General features: G+C 59.8%; 21 protein-coding genes and 2 tRNA genes. 11 read left to right on the top strand and 12 right to left on the bottom strand.

What is annotated here, in order from left to right; genetic code table 11:
• Positions 1-15: 15 nt before the first annotated feature.
• The 4 genes from ACR0K1_RS07545 to ACR0K1_RS07560 all read right to left on the bottom strand — a co-directional run bounded on the left by ACR0K1_RS07545 (position 16) and on the right by ACR0K1_RS07560 (position 1,959).
• Positions 16-429 carry a secondary thiamine-phosphate synthase enzyme YjbQ gene (locus ACR0K1_RS07545; protein WP_480849604.1) on the bottom strand — a complete coding sequence of 138 codons (414 nt, stop codon included), beginning with the start codon at positions 427-429 and terminating at the stop codon, positions 16-18.
• Positions 430-450: 21 nt separating this feature from the next.
• Entirely contained in the window at positions 451-855 is a 405-nt protein-coding gene (locus tag ACR0K1_RS07550) for a hypothetical protein (RefSeq protein WP_480849606.1), read from the bottom strand.
• A gap of 78 nt (positions 856-933) precedes the next feature.
• Positions 934-1,476 carry a DUF4166 domain-containing protein gene (locus ACR0K1_RS07555; protein WP_480849608.1) on the bottom strand — a complete coding sequence of 181 codons (543 nt, stop codon included), beginning with the start codon at positions 1,474-1,476 and terminating at the stop codon, positions 934-936.
• Positions 1,477-1,479: 3 nt separating this feature from the next.
• Positions 1,480-1,959 carry a thiol-disulfide oxidoreductase DCC family protein gene (locus tag ACR0K1_RS07560; RefSeq protein ID WP_480849610.1) on the bottom strand — a complete coding sequence of 160 codons (480 nt, stop codon included), beginning with the start codon at positions 1,957-1,959 and terminating at the stop codon, positions 1,480-1,482.
• A gap of 222 nt (positions 1,960-2,181) precedes the next feature.
• Between ACR0K1_RS07560 and ACR0K1_RS07565 the strand changes: the two genes are divergently transcribed.
• Positions 2,182-3,201: a helix-turn-helix domain-containing protein gene (locus ACR0K1_RS07565; protein WP_480849612.1), complete on the top strand. Its 1,020-nt coding sequence runs from the start codon at positions 2,182-2,184 to the stop codon at positions 3,199-3,201.
• 175 nt (positions 3,202-3,376) lie between these two features.
• On the opposite strand, the gene rpoD is transcribed toward ACR0K1_RS07565, so the two are convergent.
• From rpoD to ACR0K1_RS07585, 4 genes are all read right to left on the bottom strand, one after another.
• Positions 3,377-5,365 (bottom strand): RNA polymerase sigma factor RpoD, encoded by a 1,989-nt coding sequence (gene rpoD, locus ACR0K1_RS07570; protein ID WP_480609998.1) that lies wholly within the window; start codon positions 5,363-5,365, stop codon positions 3,377-3,379.
• 114 nt (positions 5,366-5,479) lie between these two features.
• Positions 5,480-7,429, bottom strand: a complete 1,950-nt coding sequence (gene dnaG, locus ACR0K1_RS07575; RefSeq protein ID WP_480849614.1) for a DNA primase — start codon at positions 7,427-7,429, stop codon at positions 5,480-5,482.
• An 81-nt stretch (positions 7,430-7,510) separates the two neighbouring features.
• Positions 7,511-7,807: a hypothetical protein gene (locus ACR0K1_RS07580; RefSeq protein ID WP_480609995.1), complete on the bottom strand. Its 297-nt coding sequence runs from the start codon at positions 7,805-7,807 to the stop codon at positions 7,511-7,513.
• 131 nt (positions 7,808-7,938) lie between these two features.
• Positions 7,939-9,369: a Glu/Leu/Phe/Val family dehydrogenase gene (locus ACR0K1_RS07585; RefSeq protein ID WP_480849617.1), complete on the bottom strand. Its 1,431-nt coding sequence runs from the start codon at positions 9,367-9,369 to the stop codon at positions 7,939-7,941.
• Between the two features lie 425 nt (positions 9,370-9,794).
• Between ACR0K1_RS07585 and ACR0K1_RS07590 the strand changes: the two genes are divergently transcribed.
• The 3 genes from ACR0K1_RS07590 to ACR0K1_RS07600 are packed head-to-tail and all read left to right on the top strand — an operon-like array spanning position 9,795 to position 12,752.
• The gene (locus ACR0K1_RS07590) at positions 9,795-11,588 is read left to right on the top strand and encodes a pilus assembly protein TadG-related protein (RefSeq protein ID WP_480849619.1); all 1,794 of its coding nucleotides are present in this window, start codon (positions 9,795-9,797) and stop codon (positions 11,586-11,588) included.
• Positions 11,585-12,175 carry a TadE/TadG family type IV pilus assembly protein gene (locus ACR0K1_RS07595; RefSeq protein WP_480849621.1) on the top strand — a complete coding sequence of 197 codons (591 nt, stop codon included), beginning with the start codon at positions 11,585-11,587 and terminating at the stop codon, positions 12,173-12,175. The genes ACR0K1_RS07590 and ACR0K1_RS07595 overlap by 4 nt, the downstream gene beginning before the upstream one ends.
• The gene (locus tag ACR0K1_RS07600) at positions 12,156-12,752 is read left to right on the top strand and encodes a TadE/TadG family type IV pilus assembly protein (RefSeq protein WP_480849623.1); all 597 of its coding nucleotides are present in this window, start codon (positions 12,156-12,158) and stop codon (positions 12,750-12,752) included. The genes ACR0K1_RS07595 and ACR0K1_RS07600 overlap by 20 nt, the downstream gene beginning before the upstream one ends.
• Here the strand turns inward: ACR0K1_RS07600 and ACR0K1_RS07605 are convergent.
• Entirely contained in the window at positions 12,749-13,216 is a 468-nt protein-coding gene (locus ACR0K1_RS07605; RefSeq protein ID WP_480849625.1) for a hypothetical protein, read from the bottom strand. The two genes, ACR0K1_RS07600 and ACR0K1_RS07605, sit on opposite strands and share 4 nt — an antisense overlap.
• 157 nt (positions 13,217-13,373) lie before the next feature.
• On the opposite strand from ACR0K1_RS07605, the gene ACR0K1_RS07610 reads away from it, so the two are divergent.
• Complete coding sequence (locus ACR0K1_RS07610) at positions 13,374-14,285, top strand: pirin family protein (protein ID WP_480849627.1); 912 nt, start codon at positions 13,374-13,376, stop codon at positions 14,283-14,285.
• Positions 14,286-14,309: 24 nt separating this feature from the next.
• On the opposite strand, the gene ACR0K1_RS07615 is transcribed toward ACR0K1_RS07610, so the two are convergent.
• Entirely contained in the window at positions 14,310-14,897 is a 588-nt protein-coding gene (locus ACR0K1_RS07615; RefSeq protein ID WP_480849629.1) for a TetR/AcrR family transcriptional regulator, read from the bottom strand.
• Positions 14,898-14,998: 101 nt separating this feature from the next.
• On the opposite strand from ACR0K1_RS07615, the gene ACR0K1_RS07620 reads away from it, so the two are divergent.
• The 6 genes from ACR0K1_RS07620 (at position 14,999) to ACR0K1_RS07645 (ending at position 19,808) form a co-directional block, all read left to right on the top strand.
• A complete protein-coding gene (locus tag ACR0K1_RS07620; protein WP_480609986.1) occupies positions 14,999-15,247 on the top strand; it encodes a hypothetical protein in 249 nt (82 codons plus the stop codon).
• 117 nt (positions 15,248-15,364) lie between these two features.
• Positions 15,365-16,651: a homoserine dehydrogenase gene (locus ACR0K1_RS07625; RefSeq protein ID WP_480849631.1), complete on the top strand. Its 1,287-nt coding sequence runs from the start codon at positions 15,365-15,367 to the stop codon at positions 16,649-16,651.
• Between the two features lie 69 nt (positions 16,652-16,720).
• Positions 16,721-17,704, top strand: coding sequence for a class II fructose-bisphosphatase (glpX, locus tag ACR0K1_RS07630; RefSeq protein WP_480849633.1), 984 nt, complete (start codon positions 16,721-16,723; stop codon positions 17,702-17,704).
• A gap of 91 nt (positions 17,705-17,795) precedes the next feature.
• The gene (gene recJ / locus ACR0K1_RS07635; RefSeq protein WP_480849635.1) at positions 17,796-19,538 is read left to right on the top strand and encodes a single-stranded-DNA-specific exonuclease RecJ; all 1,743 of its coding nucleotides are present in this window, start codon (positions 17,796-17,798) and stop codon (positions 19,536-19,538) included.
• A gap of 98 nt (positions 19,539-19,636) precedes the next feature.
• Positions 19,637-19,711: transfer RNA gene (locus ACR0K1_RS07640), tRNA-Glu, on the top strand.
• A gap of 22 nt (positions 19,712-19,733) precedes the next feature.
• Positions 19,734-19,808 (top strand) — tRNA-Glu (locus tag ACR0K1_RS07645).
• Positions 19,809-19,815: 7 nt separating this feature from the next.
• On the opposite strand, the gene ACR0K1_RS07650 is transcribed toward ACR0K1_RS07645, so the two are convergent.
• Positions 19,816-21,657 (bottom strand): V-type ATP synthase subunit A, encoded by a 1,842-nt coding sequence (locus tag ACR0K1_RS07650; protein WP_480849637.1) that lies wholly within the window; start codon positions 21,655-21,657, stop codon positions 19,816-19,818.
• A complete protein-coding gene (locus ACR0K1_RS07655; RefSeq protein WP_480849639.1) occupies positions 21,654-22,346 on the bottom strand; it encodes a hypothetical protein in 693 nt (230 codons plus the stop codon). Before ACR0K1_RS07655 ends, ACR0K1_RS07650 begins: the two co-directional genes overlap by 4 nt.
• Position 22,347: the final 1 nt, after the last annotated feature.

A 22,347-nucleotide genomic window follows, 5' to 3' on the forward strand; every position in this document is an offset into this window, starting at 1 on the left:
CCGCTAAATAATGGGTCAGCTCAGATGGGCCGCGACACGGCGCTGATGCGGGGCCGAGCGATGTTCGAACAGGTAAATCCCCTGCCACGTGCCCAGAACCGGTCGCCCCTGCGAGACTGGAATGGTCAGCGAAACAGGTAGAAGGGCCGCCTTGATATGCGCAGGCATATCGTCGGGCCCTTCATAGGTGTGGCGCAAATACGCCATGCTGGGATGATCCGACGGGGGAACGAGCCTTTCGAAAAAGGCGCGCAAATCGGTCTGCACTTCAGGGTCCGCGTTTTCCTGTATCAGCAGGGAACAAGAAGTGTGGCGCACAAACAGCGTCAACACCCCGTCCCCCGCTGCCTGCCTCAGCCAGCGGTGCACCTCGGACGTGAACTCATAAAGGCCCGGCCCTTGTGTCCGGATGGTAAATTCGGTCTGCATTCATCCCGGTTCGTCAGTGTGTCAGTCATTCAGAATGTTAACGCTGCATCTGGCATTCGCCCCCTGCACCGACACACTTGTACCCGGAACGAAGCTGCTTGTAACGATGCCGGACTGAGGTGGTGTGACACCGCTTGGTTTCTGCAGCGAAAACTGAACTGCGGTTCTGCGCCCGGTCGCCTCGCTTGGTCCGTAACCGCGCACCACATAGATCGGTTGCTGCCACCCGGCCCCCAGTGTTCGGCGGGCATAATCCGATGCGGCACACCAATACCCGTCTACATCATCGCGCCCGCGCGGGATCACTTCGAACACCGAGTTGTTCACCGCCGCTGTCTGATAACTGAACCGTGCGAAAGTGGCGGACGACGCCGATGCGCTTAATGTTGCTGCGGCAAGAACTGCGTAAGTCAAAACCTGTTTCATAACCGTACTCTCTCCTGTTCTGAGACAGGTCTTGATTTAGTTTGTCGCGCGATCAGACAAAGCCGCTTCACGATGAATTCAGTCAGCACGGGCCCCCGCGTGAACAGGCGTGAGCCAGCCCTGATAGCGGATCAGAAAACCAAGCCCCGGCGCGTCTGCAGAGACATCGAACCTGAATCGGCCCTGCTCATCCTGCCACTCGACAGTCGAGGACAAGGGCAGCAAAAACGCGGGGATCGGTATGCCGAATATGGTCAACCTGCTGATACCGATCTTTAGACCGGTCTTACTGAGTTCGGGTTTCAGCCAGAGGATCATTCGCCCGAAATCCTCGCGCACGCATCCGGTGCGGTGGTCATAGGTCAGGCAGGATCGGGTCTTGTGCCCGCCAAAGTCACGCTCCCAAATCCGGCCCTGTTTTGTGTCGCTGATCCTGACCGTGACCGGCACGTCCGCCCCGCCCGGGGGAAACCGCCCCAATCGCAGGGCCAGCGCAACAAGCCAACCCTTACCCCGTTCGATTTGGCAGCGCCCCGCATAGACCCCGGTGGAACTGTGCAGGTGCTGCACCGCAGCAGGCAACTCAGCGGCAATGGGCAGTGCCTGTAGGAATGGGTCCATTCCTCAGAACCCTTGCGGCGCGAACCGGTCGCGCAGCGCTGGGGTTGGTACAAGACATGTCGGGCTTCGTCCGAATATCGCATATCGGTTCCGCGCGATCAGATGGTACATAGGATCCTTCACCACGCGCGGCAGGTACCTGCATACCGCCAGAGCCGACCACGCGCCGGGCAAGCGGCACACGGCAGCGGCGAATGCGTCCAGCTTCTGGTGAACCTGCCCGTCCACGATAACCAGATTGGTTTCGAAATCATCGGTCGGCAGCCCAAGGTCGCGGTACAGGCTTTGCCCCAAAGGCGACTGCGCCGTCGCAAATTGAAACCGTCCTGCGCGGTCGTGTTTCAGCATGAACCGGAAAAAGCCCGAGCACAGCACGCATTCTCCGTCAAAGACGATCAGATCGGGAAGGTTGAAAAGTTCTTGATTTTGAACACTCTGCATGGCGCCCGCGCCTTTGGTCACACCCTGGCGCGATAGTGTCATGCGAGTGTTTAACCGCCAATGCGACAAGAAGGGCCGATGGATGCGCCGGGGAACCTCGGGCGCGTTCTGAATGCGCGCTCCGAGGCTCTGACCCCATCCCCAAAAAGGTGCCTACCCGACGCAGGAAACCTAATGCGTGGGCCGACAAGTGCTTTTTGTCATTGGACAAGTTTTTGTGATATTCTGACAAAACAGCACGGGCACCTGATCGGAAAGGCATCCATGGACGTTGATATCGCGCGCATTCATCGCCTGATCCAATCGCTTGACGACCATACTGGCGATGCTGCTGTGTCGCGGCGCGTTCTGGCCCAGACCGGGCTTTCGCCTGATGACATCGCGCAATCGGCCTCGGTCTGCAGCGCGCAGAAAGAGGCTCTGTTCGTGCGCTACGCCTGCGATGCGGTGAACGACATCACCTTTGGCGCGCGAACCGGTCTGGCTGTCACCTCTGCCTCGAGCCTGACGGCTTATATCAGTAAATACTCGCGCGATCTGAAACAGGTGATCGAAAACACCTCGCGCTTTCATGGCATCATTGATCCGGCTGTCGTGTTCAGCCTGCGCTATGCGGGGAATTTCGCCTCGTTCGAGGCCGAATGGAAAGACGCCAGCTATGCCCGCTATCACCGGCGCACCGAATTCCTGCTGTTTGCCGCCCTGGCGCGCATGCGCAATCTGACTCAGGTGGACTTTTTCCCGATCGAGATGCGGTTTCAACACGAGGTCGGGGCGCATGCGGCCAGTTTCCGCAAACTGTCGGGCTTCCCGGTGATGTTTGGGGCGGAAAAGATGGAGATCATCCTGTCCCTATCCTCGCTTGACCTGCCTGTTCCCACCTACGATCCCAAGCTGCGCGCGCATCTTGTGGAATATGGCGAACGGGTTCTGGCCGAGAAACGCACGACCGACCAGAAACTGCGCGCTCAGGTCGAAGGGCTGATCACACGGTCCCTGCCCGGCACGATCATTCAGGCGGAAGAGGCCGCTGCAAATCTGGGGATGAGCCCCAGAACCTTTGCCCGCCGATTAAAGGTCGAAGGCACCAGCTATCGCGAGATCGTCTCGGACCTGCGCTGCGATCTGGCGCAGACTTTTGTGTCGAACGGCATGCCTCTGTCCGAGGTTTCTTATTCACTTGGCTATGCGGATCAAGCGGCGTTTTCGACCGCCTTCAAACGATGGACGGGCCAAACGCCGGGCCGATTCAAAACGCGGGTGGAGCATCCGATACGGGTGTGAGACCGGGGGTCATCAGCGCTGCCGCCTCGCCCCGGCCCGTCCCATGAGTGGACAAGGCGGATATAGAGACGGCGCGTGCGTGATCTTTGTGAGTTCCCGCCAATTTGATGGGCGAACCGGCCATTGTGATCGGCTTCAAAGAAAAAAGGCGCCTCGGTCAGAGGCGCCTTGATCCTTACTGATCCAGGAAGGACCGCAGTTTACGCGACCTGCTGGGGTGCTTCAGCTTGCGAAGCGCCTTTGCTTCGATCTGGCGGATACGTTCGCGGGTCACGCTGAACTGCTGTCCGACCTCTTCCAGCGTATGGTCGGTGTTCATGCCGATGCCGAACCGCATCCGCAGAACCCGTTCCTCGCGCGGGGTGAGCGAGGCCAGAACCCGGGTCGTGGTTTCCTTGAGGTTTTCCTGAATGGCGCTGTCCAGCGGCAGCACGGCATTCTTGTCCTCGATGAAATCACCCAACTGGCTGTCTTCCTCGTCGCCAATCGGCGTCTCAAGGCTGATTGGCTCTTTGGCGATCTTCATCACCTTGCGCACTTTCTCAAGCGGCATCTGCAACTTTTCGGCCAGTTCCTCCGGCGTCGGCTCGCGGCCGATTTCGTGCAGCATCTGGCGACCGGTCCGGACCAGCTTGTTGATCGTCTCGATCATGTGCACCGGAATTCGAATGGTCCGCGCCTGATCCGCAATCGAACGTGTGATCGCCTGACGGATCCACCAGGTCGCATAGGTCGAGAACTTGTAGCCCCGGCGGTATTCGAACTTGTCCACCGCCTTCATCAGGCCGATGTTACCTTCCTGAATAAGATCAAGGAATTGCAGGCCACGGTTCGTGTACTTCTTGGCGATTGAGATCACCAGACGCAGGTTGGCCTCGACCATTTCCTTCTTGGCCTGCCGCGCCTCTTTCTCGCCCTTCTGAACCTGCTGCACGATGCGGCGGAATTCAGAGATATCCAGACCGACATACTGACCGACCTGAGCCATATCGTTGCGCAGCTCCTCAACCTTGTCGGTCGAGCGTTCGATGAACATCTGCCAGCCCCGGCCCGGCTTTTCCGCCATCTCGGCCAGCCAGTTCGGGTCCAGTTCGCGGCCGCGATAGGCGTCGATGAATTCGCGACGGTTGATGCGGGCCTGATCGGCCAGTTTCACCATCGCGCTGTCCAGCGACATGACGCGGCGGTTGATGCCATAAAGCTGGTCGATCAGCGCCTCGATCCGGTTGTTGTGCAGGTGAAGGCCATTCACCAGTTCAACGATTTCAGCGCGCAGTTTCTGATAGGTCTCCTCGTCCTTCTCGCTGAACGAACCATCCTCATTCAGGGTTGCCGAAATCCGGCTGTCCTGCATTTCGGAAAGCATCGAGAAGTCGCTGGAAATGCGCTCCAGCGTGGTCAGAACCTGATCCTTGAGCGCTGCTTCCATCGCGGCCAGAGACATGTTGGCCTGATCGTCGTCATCGTCATCATCGTCGCTGGCAATCGGGTTACCGTCCGCGTCCAGTTCCGGCCCCTCATCCTTGGCAGGCTTCGCCGCCTGCACCGCCGAGGTGTCGACAACGGGCTCGGAAACATCGCCGTCCTCGTCCATCTGGTTGCCAAAGGTGGTTTCCAGATCGATGACATCCCGCAGCAGAATATCCTCGGACAAGAGTTCGTCATGCCAGATGGTGATCGCCTGGAAGGTCAGCGGGCTTTCGCACAGACCGGCAATCATCGTATTCCGGCCCGCTTCGATCCGCTTGGCGATGGCAATCTCGCCCTCGCGGCTCAGCAGTTCAACGCTGCCCATCTCGCGCAGATACATGCGGACGGGGTCGTCAGTGCGGTCCAGTTTTTCGGTCGCGGCACCGGCCAGCGCAACCTCGCGGTTGCTTTCGGTGGTGGTCAGTTCGGTCGAGCCCTTGTTCTCTTCCTCTTCGGCCTCTTCATCTTCGATGATATTGATGCCCATCTCGGACAGCATCGACATAACGTCTTCGATCTGTTCCGAGCTGACCTGATCCGGCGGCAGGACCTGATTGAGCTGGTCGTATGTGATGTAGCCTTTCTCGCGGGCCTCGGCGATCATCTTCTTGACCTGGGCCTGGCTCATATCCAGCGAGATTTCCTGTTCCTGCTCGTCGGATTTGCGGTCTTCGTTCGTATCCTTGGCGGCCATTCAATGCTCCTGCAGGGATGGGTGATTCGTTAGAGCCGAATCATTAGCGCGTGAAAGTGATTCGGCCACCCGTTTACCCGTTTTTCTTTTCAAGTGCCTTATGAAAACACCAGTTTACCGGCGTTTCCGCTCGAATTTGATACCGGATGTAATTGCCTCGAACGCATCTTTCTCGTCGCGGTTGATTCGCGCGCCGTTGTCGGCGATGTCGAAAACGGCCCTGTCCTCATTCTGGCTGCGGCTAGTTCTGTTGCGCTCTTCGGCGGCCTGCGCCAGCCGATACGTCAGCGCCTCATCAGCCAGATCGGACAGTTCCTCTGCAGCTTCGGCAATTTCAGCATCCAACCCCCGGAGCGCTTTGATCTTTGCGAGTTCCTCGGCCAGCGTCATTTCGGCCTTTTCAACGTCGCCCGGTTTGTACACGCAGGGGATCACAGCGACATGGCGAAGGGCCAGCAGGTTTTCAAGGGGTTGAGGGCCCAAAGTTTGAACGATGTGGTCTTGCAGGTTATCGGGATCGTCAATCGCATGCCGCAGGATCGCCCCGCGCAGGGCGGCGTGATCTGGATCGTGGCAATCCATCTCCTCCAACTGGTTTTCGAACTGCACCACGACCTGCGGGTTCAGGATGGCGATGGCCAGAATGGCGGCCTCGCGCAGTTGAATATCGGCATTCTCGGCCGAGGCCAGAAACGAGGCCCGCGCGCCCGGCGTCGCGGGCTGAGCCTGCGGCTGCCATTTCCCGCGCGGCTGCCACGGGCGATTCTGCGACTGTCGCTGCGGGCGAAACAATTGCCAGCGCAGGTCCTTGATTTCCTGCCCATAGTGCGACCGGATCGAGGGATCACGGATCAGCTTGATCTTGTCCCGCAGGGATTTGTCCAGCGCCGCCTTGCGTTCGGGGCTGTCGAACACCTTGCCTTTGGTCTCGCGCTGCCACAGCAGTTTGACCATCGGAATCGCGCCTTCCAGCACCGCCTGCACCGCCCCCGACCCTTCGGCGCGCAGCAGGTCGTCGGGGTCTTTGCCCTCGGGCATCAGGGCAAAACGCAGGGATTTTCCGGCTTCGAGCAGGGGCAGGGCCAGATCGACGGCACGCATCGCCGCCCGCAGGCCTGCCATATCGCCATCCAGCGCGATGATGGGCTCGTCCGAAATACGCCACAGCAATTGCAACTGATGTTCGGTGATCGCTGTCCCCAAAGGCGCAACTGACGCGCCGAACCCGGCCTCGGCCAGAGCGATCACGTCCATATAGCCCTCGGCCACGATCAGCGGTTTCCCCTTCCCCGCCGCCTGACGCGCAGGGCCGTGGTTATAGAGGCTGCGGCCCTTGTCGAACAACTCGGTCTCGGGCGAGTTCAGGTATTTCGCGTTGTCATTCGGGTCCATCGCCCGCCCACCGAACGCAATGCAGCGCCCGCGCGGGTCGCGGATCGGGTACATGATCCGGTTGCGGAAGGTGTCATAGGGCTTCTTGCCCTTGTTCGACGGCTTCGCCAACCCGGCCCCGAGGATCAAATCCTCGGCCACGTTCTTGCCGCGCAGATGATCCCACAGTGCCTGCCAGCCATCGGGGGCAAATCCGATCTCCCACCGGTCAAGCGCCTGTGCATCCAGCCCCCGGCGGGTCAGGTAATCGCGCGCAGGCCCGCCTGCCCCGGTCTTGAGCTGCAGCCGGAAGAACTGCACTGCCTGTTCCATCACCTCGGCCAATTGCGAACGGCGGTCCTGCTTTTCCTGCGCTTTGGGATCCCGCGCGGGCATCGGCATCCCGGCCTCGCGTGCCAGAATCTCAACTGCTTCGATGAACGAGACGTTTTCGGTCTCTTTCACGAAGCTGATCGCGTCGCCTTTGGCATGGCAGCCGAAGCAGTAATAGAACCCTTTCTGATCATCCACATGAAACGAGGCCGTCTTTTCATGGTGAAACGGGCAAGGTGCCCACATGTCGCCCTTGCCCTGATTGGACTTGCGCTGATCCCACATGACCTTGCGCCCAACGACCTGAGACAGGCTGAGGCGCGTGCGCAATTCATCGAGAAATCCGGGGGGCAGTGACATGGGTTCAAACCTGCCAGAAACCGAAACGCGCGCCAAGGGGATGGCGCGCGGTTGTCCACAGCGAATTCGCGGCCCTGTGGATTATTGCTGCAGGCACAGTTCCAGCCACGCAGCACCCAGGTCCTTTTTACGCACGTCGCGCATCTTTTGCTCATAGACCCACGGGGTGATCAAAGGGATGGCTGCGTTGTAGTTCTCGGGCCACGACGGCCCCGAATCCGCGATTGCCTGCGCCACGTCGCGTTCCTTGACCCGGTCCAGCCGCGCCTTCTGGATCGCAGCGACAACTTCCGCCTGGTAGCCACAGCTTTGCTCTTTGGTTTCGGCAGCGGCCAAAGGGGTGGCGAATAAAGCGGCGGCAAGTGCGATACGCAACATTGGGTTCTCCGGGAATCGTTTAGTCACGGGCAGATTAACCGCGCTTTTGGCGGCCCGCCATCGTTCAAATCAGTCGGCACGGCCAAAAGCTTGCGCAGCGGGGCAAACAGGTTGCCCCGCCGTTCGATCCTTCACAGCCCTTTTGCGCGACAGCTTTTCGAGACCCGATCAATGGCCACGATATAAGCCGCCGTCCTCAGATCCTCGACATCGTCGCGGCTATGCCACACCTCGCGCATCGACTGGTAGGCAATGCGCATCGTGTCATCCAGGCCCGAGCGCACCAGCTCCAGCTCATCGGCGCCCTTCAGGTACTTGGCCTTGAAGTCCGGCGACATGGACCACGCATCGCCAAGGTAGCGGTCCAGCCGTTCCAACTCACTGACGATCAACTCGTGCCGCGCCTCTTCCTGACGGCGTTGCATCCGGCCAAAGCGGATATGGCTCAGGTTCTTAACCCACTCAAAATAAGACACCGTCACACCGCCAGCATTGGCATACATGTCCGGAATGATCACCGTGCCCTTCTTGCGCAGGACTTCATCGGCACCCGCCGTAACCGGGCCGTTCGCGGCCTCAATGATCAGCGGAGCTTTGATGCGCTCGGCATTTTCAAGATTGATGACCCCCTCCAGAGCGGCCGGGATCAGGATATCGCACTCGGCTTCCAGAACATCCGCACCTGCGGCGGAATGGGTCGCATCGGGATAGTCCTTGACGCCGCCGTGCTTGACGATCCACTGGCGCACCGCCTCAACGTCTATGCCGTCCGGGTTATAAAGCGCCCCGTCCCACTCGATGATCCCGACGATGCGTGATCCGTCCTCCTCGCACAGGAACTTCGCGGCGTGATAGCCCACGTTACCGAGCCCCTGCACAACGACCCGCTTGCCATCCAGCGTGCCGGTCAGACCCGCTTTTGCAATGTCCTCGGGATGGCGGAAGAACTCACGCAGGGCGTATTGGATGCCGCGACCGGTGGCCTCGACCCGCCCGGCGATGCCGCCAGCGTTCAGCGGCTTGCCCGTGACACAGGCGCGCGCGTTGATATCCGTCGTGTTCATCCGGGCGTATTGATCCGCCATCCAGGCCATCTCGCGCTCGCCGGTTCCCATGTCCGGGGCGGGTACGTTCTGGGACGGGTTGATCAGATCGCGTTTGGCAAGCTCATAAGCGAACCGTCGGGTGATCTGCTCCATCTCGTGCTCTTCGTACTGACGGGGATCAATGCACAAGTCCCCCTTGGACCCGCCAAAAGGGGTTTCGACCAGTGCGCATTTGTATGTCATCAGCGCCGCAAGCGCCTCGACCTCATCCTGGTTCACGGCAAGAGCGTAGCGGATTCCGCCTTTCACGGGCTCCATATGCTCGGAATGGACCGAGCGATATCCGGTGAACGTATGAATCTCGCCTCGCAGACGCACCCCGAACCGAACCGTATAGGTGGCATTGCAAACACGGATTTTTTCTTCCAGCCCCGGCGGCAGATCCATCAGGGACGCAGCCCTGTTGAACATCAGATCGACGCTCTCACGAAAGCTCGGTTCTTTGATACCGTCCATGAATTCCTCCGCACTGGTAACTGGCAAACGTAACGTCAACTTGTCGCACCGCTCACCAGTCGCCGCAATCTTCATCTGCTGCTTTTTTCATCAAAATATGAAAGAACCGCCTTCCCGGCCTGTGCCGAGTCGCCCGACTTCAGCAGTGGCCGCATTGTTCCACAGGTCGAAACAAACACCGCCTGGCAGCAGTAACTGCAGCCGATTTTCATGCAAAAATAGCATCATAGTGGCATTGACGCCCAATTCTCGCCACGTTCGAACGATAAAAAATTAAAGTTGCAAAGAACTGGGTTCGGTGTGTCTGGCCAGCAGAGGGACACGTTATGAAGAAGTTTGTTTGGAAATCGGGATTGGAAAAACGGAAGCATTTTGGCGTTCGTCGATGGCTTCGGGATTCCTTTCTAAACCCCGAAAGCGGCGCCATGACTCCGATGACGCTGGGCTTTCTGATGATCATAATTACCGTCACGGGTTTTGCCGTTGACGTGATGCGCTACGACCGCGAGCGCGCCAGATTGCAATATGCCCTGGACCGGGCGGTTCTGGCCGCTGCTGATCTGGATCAGGATCTGTGCCCCAAGGACGTTATCAAAGACTACCTTAGCAAAGAGGGTCTGGACCAGTTCCTCGCTTATGTCGACGTGCAGCCGAATGTCTGCGGCTCGACCGCCGTGACGATCGATGGCTATCGCCGGGTCGAGGCCATCGTAAGAATGGACGTGCCCACTCACTTCATGGGCATGGCGGGCATTTGGAAGACCGACGGTCTGAAAAACCCCACAATTCTGGCTCAGGTTCACAGTGTCGCGGAAGAATCTATCGATGATGTCGAGATTTCGCTGGTGTTGGACGTTTCCGGTTCGATGAACAGCTATAGCCGTCTGACAAACCTGAAAAAAGCCGCAACCGAATTCGTGCAGGAAATGGCGGACAAGACCGAAGATGGCAAGCTGTCGATCTCGGTCATTCCCTACGCAACTCAGGTCGCTGTGTCGGACAGTCTGATGAACAGCCTGCAAGCCAATTTCATGTCAGGAGCACCAGATCCGGGTTCGGCGTTCACCGGCGTGAACGAATACGCAAACTGCCTGAACTTCACGAGCAACGAGTTCAACACCAGTACGTTCGACCTGGACATGATCCGGCCCCGTACACTGCATTTCACGCCGTGGTACACCTATGACCGCCGCCAGACAAACAACATCGTATACAACGAAGTCTGCGACATCCGCCCCAGCCGTGAAGTGGAGGTTTTGCAGAAAGACCCAGCTACGCTGAACGCTTTCATCAACAGCCTCGAGGCTTCGGGTAACACCTCGATCGACCTTGGTTTGAAATGGGGCCTGACCCTGCTTGACCAGAGCTTTCAGCCCGTTGCGGCCGACCTAGCGTCGAACAATGAAATCCCGTCAGAATTCGCGACCCGGCCGAACACCTATGCCAGCAATGACGCGATGAAGGTTGTCGTTCTGATGACAGACGGCGCGAACACTACGCAATACAAGGTTAAGGAACCCTATCGTGAGGGCGTGTCGAACCTGTGGTGGCACCGCCTTGAAGGCAACTATTCCACTTATGACTACGCCAGAGAGATGTACTACTGGCACGATGTCCCAAACTACGAATGGGACAGCGGTCGCGGATTTTACTGGGCCCGAGAGGTTTGGCAGCAGTGCCCCTACGGTGGGTACCAAGGTACTGACCCCTATCTGGTCAGAGCTCAGCCGGACTGCCCCAACTCGTACACTGAAGCACGCTGTACCGGTTTTCGTCAGAATGCCAACGGAGATTACGAATGTACGTCGTTTGACACCAACTTCACCCGTCAGATTTTCGTAACGGACAGTGCAGGAAACGAAATCAACTCGACCGTTCTGGCATGGCCGGACGTCTGGAAACGCACGACACACCGCGCGATTCGCGACCTTTTCAGAGAATCTCTGGGAACCACAACTGCCGACAACTGGTACAACAATGCGGTCGAGTACATTGGGCGCAGCACCAAGGACGCTCGGGCACGCGCGCTCTGCGCCAATGCGGCCAGCAAGAACATCGTTGTCTTCACCATCGCCTTCGAAGCTCCGGACGCCGGTAAATCACTGCTGAAAGATTGCAGCAGTGACGACGGCGCCTATTACGAAGCGACCGGCGATCAGATCGTGGACGTTTTTGCCTCGATCGGGTCCAGCATCCGCAGCCTGAGGCTTACCCAATGATCAACCGCCTATTCTCAAGAGTTCGCCGCTTTCGCCGGAATGAGGAAGGCACGTCGACCATCGAGTTCGTGATGTGGTTTCCGATTTTCCTGATGAGTACCTATTCGGGCGTTGAGTACGGGATTCTCTCGTACAACCATGCCAACCTGGAACGGGCTCTGGACGAAATCATTCAAGACGTTCGTATGAACAAGATCGAGAAATACGATCCCTCGCCCACCGCAGCCTGGTCGCATACGTTGCTGAAAGAACAGATCTGCAAGAAGGCAGGTGCGATCCCCGATTGCTTCGCCAATCTTTCGGTAGAGATGCAAAGCTTTGACCCAATGGACGACCCAAACGCGGCTGGCAACGAAGCTCTGTTCACCTTTGAACCGCTGTGTCTCGATACACCTGAAGAAATACGTGAGCCCGACGCCAGGATTTTTGAAGTGGGCGCTTCGAACGAACTAATGATCATTCGGGCTTGCGTGGAAGTTAAGCCACTAATCGTCGGCTCTACGCTTTCTCAGCAGCTCCGTAAACACAAAGAAAATGGTCGTTATCAATTGCATGCAATGTCGGTGTTTGTCCATGAACCCAACTAAGCACTCCCCCCGCAAGAAGATCTCTCGGTTCTTCACTCGTCTCTGGCGAAAGGAAGACGGCGGCGCGGTTTCGATCGAGGCGATCCTGATGCTTCCCCTGCTCTTCTGGGGCATGTGGTCCACTCTGTCGTATTTTGACGGATATCGCCAAAGTTCGCGGAATCTAAAGGCGACATATGCGCTGGCGGATATCGTCTCTCGTGAAAGCCGCGAGATGAACAATCAGTATATCGACACAATGTATGAACTGTTGCAGGCCATGCTGGCGTCCCGTTCGGACGTATCCATGCGCATTTCGTTTATTCGCAAGGATCCGGACGACGGGCATGTGGTCGAATGGTCCTGTGAACGCGGCGTCTACTTCACCGAGTGGAATACCGCGACCTTTCAAGGAATTTTGGATCGCATTCCAACGATGGCCGATGACAGCACCATGATTCTCGTCGAGGCCCGGGATTGGTACACGCGCCCGTTCAAAACGGGTTTTGGGGACAATTCCTTCCCCATGGAGAACTTCATATTCACGCACCCGCGCGGCTACACCAACATCAACAATCCCGATTGTGAAGTCACCTAACCTTCAGCCAATCTCACTAACAGAACATCAGCCATAATTTTGGTTTCGGCGGCGGCTGTCATGCCGCCGATGCCAACCCGGTAACCCACGCGCCACCACAGACCCGGGGCCCAGCTGGTCGCCTGTTTGCTGCGTGTCCGGATCACAAACCCGTTCGAGGGTTTGAAGGCCAAAAAGCCCCGGTCAACCGCCTCGATATCCTGAACCTTTGCGATCAGAACCCCCTGCCCCGTTCTCAGCTCCGACCGCGTGAGCTCGATGCGGTCGAACGCGACCTGCCACATGCGATACGACAGCCAGAAGGCGCCGCCGCCAAAGACAAGCAGAAATGCCTGCCAGAACGGTTCAGGAGGCGACGCAAACGCCACATAGATCACCGAGGCACCCACAAGGATCAACAACCCGACCCCGGTCCACCGTCTGGCGGATGACGCCCGGATTGTTGCCAGAACTTCGTCCTGCATTGATGCCTCCTGTCTGCTCTGCCCTGATGTAGCGGGTTTTTGCCGCGGACAACAGGTCGGGAAGGTTTTGACATTTCTGCACAGAGCCGGTGTTTTGCCGCAAATTGACCGCATGGATGCAGAGGTTACATGCTGTTCAAACGAACAGGAGGCGACCATGTCCTTAAGACCTACACTGGAAACCCGGAAATCAGTCCCGACGATGGAAGGCGCAGGTGTGAAGCTGCACCGGGCTTTCGGGTTTCAGGACCCCTCGGAACTTGACCCGTTTCTGCTGTTTGACGATTTCCGGAACGAACACCCGCGCGATTATCAGGCCGGGTTCCCGTGGCACCCTCATCGCGGGATCGAGACGATCACCTATGTGCTGGCCGGAACGGTCGAGCATTCGGATTCGCTGGGCAACAGCGGCACGCTGGGTGCCGGAGATGTGCAATGGATGACCGCCGGATCGGGCATTCTGCACCAGGAGATGCCGCATGGGAACAACGCGGGCCAGATGCACGGGTTTCAGCTTTGGGGCAACCTGCCCTCGGACCAGAAGATGACGGCCCCGCGCTATCAGGATGTGCAAAGCAGTGACATCCCCGAGATCACGGATGACGACGGAACCACGGTGCGGGTCATCGTGGGGGAATTCTGGGGCAAAACCGGACCGGTCGACGGCATCGCGGCGGACCCGCAATATCTGGATATCCAGATCCCCGCGGGCGTGAAAAAGACCTTTCGCATCGACACCTACCGGCGCGCCTTTGCCTATGTGTTTCAGGGGCAGGCCGCCTTTGCCGACGCCTCGCAGCCCACCGGTATCTTGCTGGAGAAAGAGGTCGCGGGGCAAGAGGTCAACATCCGCGACATGTCCGGCGACCGGACGCTTGTGCGCTTTGGCACCGGGGATGAAATCACCGTTCAGGCCGGACCGGAAGGCGTGCGGTTCCTGCTGATCTCGGGCGCTCCGATTGACGAGCCTGTGGCGTGGCACGGACCGATTGTCATGAACACCCGCGCCGAGCTTGAACAGGCGTTTCAGGAACTGCGCAACGGGACCTTCATTCGCCCGGCCCACTAAACCTAGCGCCTGACCCGGTTCGGGTCAGGCGATTACCGCACGGCGCACCATATCCCAATAAATCTGCTCGACCTCGTCGAGCGACAACCTCCCCCCTGCCCGATACCAAGTCATGACACCGTTCAGCATGGCGATCACCGCCAGCGCGGTGATCTTGGTGTCCGAGATGGAAAACAAACCCGCCTGCTGGCCGTCATGCAGGACGCTTTCCAGCGCGTTTTCATATTGCCTACGCAGGTCCTCGATCTCGGCAAAGTTCTCGGGCGTCAGGTTGCGCAGTTCCATATAGGCGATGAAAACCTCATCCGGGCGCTGCAGGTGGAACCGGATGTGAAACCCGACGAAGCGGCGCAGCGCGTCCTGCGCAGTGCCGTCTTTGTCCAACGCGTCATAGGCCGCCAGAAGCTCGTTCATATGCTCGCGCATCAGCCGGTACAGCAGGCTTTGCTTGTCGGGTGTGTAGTTGTAAAGCGCCCCGGCCTGAACGCCGACCTGACCTGCGATCTGGCGCATCGACACCGCCGCGTAACCATGGCGCGCGAAAAGTCCCAGCGCCGCTTTCCGGATGCGCGGGCCGGTAATGTCGGAATGTGATCCTTGCGTTCTTGCCATATGCGCACCGTATCTGAACAATCGTTCAAATAGAACCCTGCTTGAACCGCTCCGATAAACCGTGCATCACAGGGCTGAGACCGCTATCGAAAGGGTTTGCCGTGAAGCCTCTGCCCCTGCTGGCATTGTTAATCCTCTGCGCTGGCTGCGCTGACTTTCCCGAACTGGAAGGCAGCGAACCAGCCTCGGTGAAATCGGCCCGCTACCCGCGCCTTATCCCGCTGCAGGACACGCTTGGCCCGCCGGTGGACCCGATCAGCGAGGCCACCGAGGTCGAAGAAGACCTGACCGCCCGCAGCGAAGCGCTGTCGAAAAAGGCTCAGGCCCTGCAAAACGCCCAGATCAACTGATCGCGCGGGCCTAAGGCCCTCTGACGGATTGCACCCTTGGTCTGAACCGGCTAAGGCAGCGCTGAACGGACAACGGGTCCGAAATCAGAATATTACGAGCGGAAAGGAACCCACGGAATGACACAGGCGCTGCGGCTGGGAATTGCGGGCTTGGGAACGGTCGGCGTGGGTGTCGTCAGGATCATCCGCCGCCATGCAGAGCTGTTGCAGGCACGGACCGGTCGTCCGATCGAAATCGTGGCGGTCTCTGCGCGCGATGCCAGCAAGGATCGCGGCATCAGCTTGTCGGATTATGCCTGGGAAACCGACCCGGTTGCTCTGGCCAAACGCCATGACATTGACGTGTTTGTCGAACTGATGGGCGGCGAGAACGGCCCGGCCAAAGCCTCGGTCGAGGCTGCACTGGCCAGTGGCAAGGATGTGGTTACGGCCAACAAGGCGCTGCTGGCGATCCACGGGCAGGAACTGGCGGAAAAGGCCGAAGCCGCCGGTCGCGTGATCCGGTTCGAAGCCGCCGTGGCAGGCGGTATCCCGGTCATCAAATCGCTGACCGAAGGGCTGGCCGGGAATGACATTACCCGCGTCATGGGCGTGATGAACGGCACCTGTAACTACATCCTGACCCGGATGCAGTCGCAGCAGTTGGGCTACAACGCCCTGTTCGAAGAATGCGCCCAGCTTGGTTATCTGGAAGCCGACCCGAACCTTGATGTCGGCGGCATCGACGCGGCGCATAAACTGGCGCTGCTGTCCTCGATTGCCTTTGGCACAAAGCCGAATTTCGACGGGATCGAGATCGAGGGCATCCAGCAGATCAGCCTGGATGACATCCATCAGGCTGACGACATGGGCTACCGGATCAAACTGCTGGGCGTAGCGCAGCGTACCGCGCGCGGGCTGGAGCAGCGGATGCAGCCCTGTCTGGTGCCGAGTGACTCGCCTCTGGGTCAACTGGAAGGTGGCACCAATATGGTCGTGCTGGATGGCGACGCGGTCGATCAGATCGTTTTGCGCGGCCCGGGTGCAGGCGAAGGCCCGACCGCCAGTGCGGTGATGGGCGATGTCTGCGACCTGGCGCGTGGGCTGCACATTCCGACCTTTGGGCGCCCCGCCACGTCGTTGCAGGATGCGCGCCCCGCCGTGACCGGCCTGCCTGCGCCATATTATTTGCGGCTGGCCTTGCTGGACAAACCCGGAGCGCTGGCCAAGGTGGCCGCAATTCTGGGCGATGCCGGTGTCTCGATCGACCGGATGCGCCAGTACGCGCATGCCGAAAGCACCGCGCCGGTGCTGATCGTCACCCACAAGACAACACGCACAACGCTGGACGTCGCTTTGGAGGGTCTGCGCGACACCGATGTCATCGCTGGCGAGCCCGTTGCCTTGCGGATTGAAGAGGTTTGAGCTTGCGGCCTGCATGAAACGCAAGCTATGCCGGACATTACGGCTGTATTGACCTAAGGATACCAAAACATGAGTGCTGCCAAGATCGATTTTAACGACCGCCTGCTGTCACTGGGGCTGGCAAGGGTTGCGGAACAGGCTGCACTGGCCTCGGCCTCGCTGGTTGGGCGGGGCGACGAAAAAGCAGCGGATCAGGCTGCCGTGAACGCCATGCGCGAGCAGTTGAACCTGCTGGATATCGCAGGCGTCGTTGTCATCGGTGAAGGGGAGCGCGACGAAGCGCCGATGCTCTATATCGGCGAAGAGGTCGGCACCGGTGAAGGCCCCGGCGTGGACATCGCGCTGGACCCGCTGGAAGGGACCACCCTGACCGCCAAGGACATGCCCAACGCGCTGACCGTGATCGCCATGGGTCCGCGCGGCTCGATGCTGCATGCGCCGGATGTGTATATGGACAAGCTGGCGGTTGGCCCGGGCTATCCCGAGGGCATCGTCAATCTGGACATGAGCCCACGCGAACGGGTCGAAGCGCTGGCCAAGGCGAAAGGCTGCGAACCCGCCGATATCACCGTTTGCATTCTTGAGCGCCCGCGCCACGAGGCAATGATCGCCGAGGTGCGAGAGACCGGCGCCTCAATCCGTCTGATCACCGATGGCGATGTGGCCGGTGTCATGCATTGCGCCGAGAGCGAAGAGACCGGCATCGACATGTATATGGGTCAGGGCGGTGCGCCCGAGGGTGTGTTGGCTGCCGCGGCCCTGAAATGTATGGGCGGGCAAATCTTTGGCCGCCTGCTGTTCCGCAACGATGATGAACGGGGCCGCGCGGCCAAGGCGGGCATTACCGATCTGGACCGCGTCTATGCGCGGGATGAGATGGTGACGGCGGATGTGATCTTTGCCGCCACTGGCGTGACCGGAGGCTCGCTGCTGCCGCGCATCAAGCGCGAACCGGGTTGGGTTGAGACGACGACATTGCTGATGCGGTCCAAGACGGGCTCGGTCCGGCGTATGTCTTACCGCACGCCAATGTGGCCGCATAACGAAGCTTAGCGGCTTGCGCCGCTGCCTTCGGCGAGAGTATTTGTAAAAAGATGAAGAGGCCGGGTCCGATTGGGTCCGGCCTTGGTGCATGAGGTGAGATGTGGCGTTTTTGGATGTTGGACAGTCTCTGACCGGGCGGCGGTGGGTTGGCCCCACGCCCGAGGTCGAGCGCGCAGCGGACATGCTGGCGCAACAGGCCGATCTGCCGCGCGCTGTGTGTCAGGTTCTGGCGCGCCGGGGCGTGCCGCCGATGGAGGCGCTGAGTTTTCTGGACCCCAAGTTGAAAGAGCTTTTGCCCGATCCGCGCAGCCTGAAAGACATGGAGACTGCCGCAAGCCGGTTTTTGAATGCCGTGCGCGAACGGCAGAGGATTGCGGTGTTTGCGGACTATGACGTGGATGGCGGCAGTTCGGCTGCTTTGTTGCTGGTCTGGTTGCGCCAGATGGGGCTGCAGGCGACGCTGTATGTGCCCGATCGTATTGACGAGGGCTATGGACCGAACGTTCCGGCAATGCAGGAGTTGGCGGCGACCCATGACCTTATCATCTGTGTGGATTGCGGCACCCTCAGCCATGAGCCGATTGCGTCGGCAAAGGGGGCCGATGTTATCGTTCTGGACCACCATCTGGGCGGGGAAACCCTGCCGGATTGCGTCGCAGTCGTGAACCCGAACCGGCAGGATGAAAGTGGCGATCTGGGCTATCTTTGTGCGGCTGGCGTTGTGTTCCTGATGCTGGTCGAAGCGGGCCGGCAATTGCGTGAGGCCGGGGTCAAAAGCCCGGACCTGATCTCGCTTCTGGATCTGGTCGCGCTGGCGACTGTTGCGGACGTGGCCCCCCTGATCGGGGCCAATCGGGCGCTTGTGCGGCAGGGGCTGAAGGTTATGGCGCAAAGGCAGCGGCCCGGTCTGGTGGCCTTGTCGGATGTTGCGCGGATGGATTCGGCGCCCAACAGCTATCATCTGGGGTTTCTGTTGGGACCGCGCGTCAATGCCGGCGGGCGGATCGGTCAAGCCGATCTGGGCGCGCGGTTGCTCAGCACGGACTCGCAACGTGAGGCCGAGGCGCTGTCGCAACGGCTAGACGAATTGAACACCGAACGCCGGGATATCGAAAACGCTGTCCGCGCAGCGGCGCTGGAACAGGCCGAGGAACGGGGGCTGGACGCTCCGCTGGTCTGGGCTGCGGGCGAAAGCTGGCATCCGGGCGTTGTCGGCATCGTCGCATCGCGGTTGAAAGAGACTGCCAACCGCCCTGCCATCGTCATCGGTTTTGACGGGAATGAGGGCAAAGGCTCGGGCCGGTCGATATCCGGCGTCGATCTGGGCGCGTCGATTCAGCGGCTTGCGTCCGAGGGGCTGCTGGTCAAGGGCGGCGGCCACAAGATGGCTGCCGGGCTGACGGTGATGCGCGATCAGTTGGAACCCGCGATGGCACGGCTGAGCGAGCTATTGGCCAGGCAGGGTGCAGGCGAAGGCGGGCCTGCGGACCTGAAACTCGACGGCACGCTGATGCCCGGCGCGGCCACGGTCGATCTGATCGAACAGATCGAAAAGGCGGGGCCGTTCGGGGCCAGCGCCCCTGCCCCGCGCTATGCCCTGCCCGACCTGCAGGTGCGCTTTGCCAAGCGGGTCGGAGAGACCCACCTGAAACTTTCGCTGTCTGACGGGGTCGGTGGCGGGCTGGACGCCATCGCCTTTGGCGCGTTCGACGGCCCGATGGGCGACAAACTGTCCAATCACGGCGGCGCGCGGTTCCATTTTGCGGGACGGCTCGAGGTCAATACCTGGGGCGGACGGCAGAGCGTGCAACTAAGGCTGGAAGACGCCGCCGAGGCAGGCTAGAGCCGATTTTATCCCTGCCAAAAAACTTTCACATCCCTGCATTTTTCGGCTTGCGGGGGTCTGAGGTAAACCGTACAAGGCCCCCCACAAGCCAGCGTGGCCCGTTCGTCTATCGGTTAGGACGCCAGGTTTTCAACCTGGAAAGAGGGGTTCGATTCCCCTACGGGCTGCCACTTTTGCTTGTCTGGACCAAATGGCCCGTTCGTCTATCGGTTAGGACGCCAGGTTTTCAACCTGGAAAGAGGGGTTCGATTCCCCTACGGGCTGCCATTTTCTCTTACACTCCAAACTTTTTGCGGCACAGATCTTCGATCTGGCCCCAGATCGACTTGTATTCCGGCGTATTTTCCGCCGCATAGTGGAAGTTCTTCATCAACCCCGTCAACCGCGTGAAAACCTGACGAACCTCGGCCTTGTCGGTGAATTGCGCGGTGGATTGCGTGACGTCGTAGACCAGTTTGAAGGTCATCTTTTGCCGCTCCAGCGGCACAGTTGCATCCACTTTGTCAAAAGCGTCCTGCTGCAGGTAGACCATGTCGACGAACAGCGCCTTTTGTTGGGTCACGAAGTCCTCGATGGTCACGCCTTCTTCGCCAGTGACCTGCATCATCTGGTCGACCTGTTCGCCCTTTTCGATCAGCGCCAGAAGATCGCGCACTTTCCCAGTCCAGCCGGGCTCGGCGTTTTTGTCGTACCAGGCTGATAACTGATCCGAATAGCGCGACCAGCTGAGCATTGGATCAACGGCTGGATAGAAGCGTTTATAGGCGCGTTCGGATGACAGGCCGAGGAAGCATTTCACCGTGGACAGGGTCGACTGCGTGACCGGCTCGTCAAAGTTTCCGCCTGCGGGTGAAACCGTGCCAATCAGGGTCAGGCTACCCAGATCGCCATCGTTGGTTTTGACTGCTCCGGCCCGTTCGTACAGCCCCTTGATCGAGCTTTCGAGATAGGCAGGGAAGCCTTCCTCGCCGGGGATTTCCTCGAGCTTGCCCGAGGTTTCGCGCATCGCTTGTGCCCAGCGGCTGGTGCTGTCGGCAATCAGCAGCACGTCATAGCCCATCTGGCGGTAATATTCGCCCAAGGTAATGCCGGTGAAGATTGACGCCTCGCGCGCGGCGACCGGCATCGAAGAGGTGTTGCAGATGATGATGGTCCGGTCCATCAGGCTGCTGCCTGTAGAAGGATCGGTCATCTTCGGGAATTCGTGGATCGTTTCGACCACCTCACCGGCGCGTTCGCCGCAGGCAACGACGATCACGATATCGACCTTGGCGTTCCGGGCGATCAGGTTCTGCAACACGGTCTTGCCCGCCCCGAACGGCCCCGGAATGCAAGCCGTACCGCCGCGCGCGATTGGGAAGAACGTGTCGATCAGGCGCTGCGAGGTCAGCACGGGTTCGGTCGGGTAGAGCCGCTCGGACAAGGCGCGTTTCAGGATGCTTTCGGGCAGCGGGCGGCGCACCGGCCATTTCTGCGACAGGGTCAGAGTGTGCTCGCCGCCTTGCTCATCCTCGAGCCGTGCGACGATATCGTGGATCGTGGCAGCGCCCTTTTGGACCCAAACGACTTTGTAATCGCCCACCCAATTGAACGGCAGCATGATCTTGTGGCTGAAATGCCCCTCGGGAACGGTGCCGATACTGTCCCCGGCGGTGACCGTGTCGCCTACTTTCACGGTTGGCGAAAAGGACCACTTGGCCTGATCGTCCAGCGGCGCAACATCTGCGCCGCGCGGCAGGAAGGTTCCGAACTCGGCAGCCACTTTCGGTAGCGGTGACTGCAACCCGTCAAAGACCTGCCCCAGCAAGCCCGGCCCCAGTTCGACCGACAGCAACTGGCCGGATTGCTCGACCGGGTCGCCGACAGCGACGCCATCCGTGCTTTCGTAAACCTGCACATCCGCCGTGTCGCCCCGCACACGCAGCACCTCGGCCTTGAGCCGTTCCTGACGTCCGCGCGGGCCTGGGCGGGATGGCAGGATGTAGACAACCTCATTCTTGACCAGTTGGCCGGGGTGGCCCGAGGCGTCGGGGTTGGCCTGAATCTGCACCAGCCCCTCCTGCACCGAGACGACGCGGGCCGTGGCTGTTTGGGTGGATGAGGTTGGGGCTGTCATGCGTTTGCTCTCTCAAAATCGATATCGGCGACGCCGGACATGGCCTGCTGCGCCAGGGCTTCGAACCGCGTGGCGGCCGCCTGCGCGCTGCTTTGCGCCCATCGGTCGAAAATGTTCCAGATCAGGACGTAAATCGCCACGGCTTCGAAATCGAACATGTGGCGCGCGGCGTGGCGTTTCAGTTGTTTGTGACTGACCGACAATAGCAGGCGTTCCAGACCCAACGGGTCGTCGCTGTCCAAAAGCTGCTGTGCCTCTTTCACCCATGGCAGGGCCGTTTCCAGACCGAACCCCGGATCGCCCCAATTCGCTGGTATATGGCGACACCAGCGTCCGACGCCGATTGGACCGGGCGGCGCGCCCTCACCCCGTTTCCGCAGGCGCAGGGCAGCAATGACCGAGCGCAGTTCCATCCGCTCCAGAAAAGCTTTCTTCAACGTTGGCTGAGGGATGTCCCGCAGCGCCTGTTTGCAGCGCTGGACCGCCTGCGCATCAGTGACGTCCATGTCATAAGCGCTCCAACTCAGGGTGTGTTCCAGCACTCGCAACACCTGCGCATCCTCGGGCGTCAGAGCTTTCAGGCGGCGATCCAGCCGGATCCGCGACAGGGGCGGTTGCTTGGCGACAAACAACCGCTCGGACCCCGGCAGGCTGCAGATCAGCGCGATATAGGCGTCGGGGTTCGGCATC

The organism is Ruegeria sp. F5 (assembly GCF_056533845.1).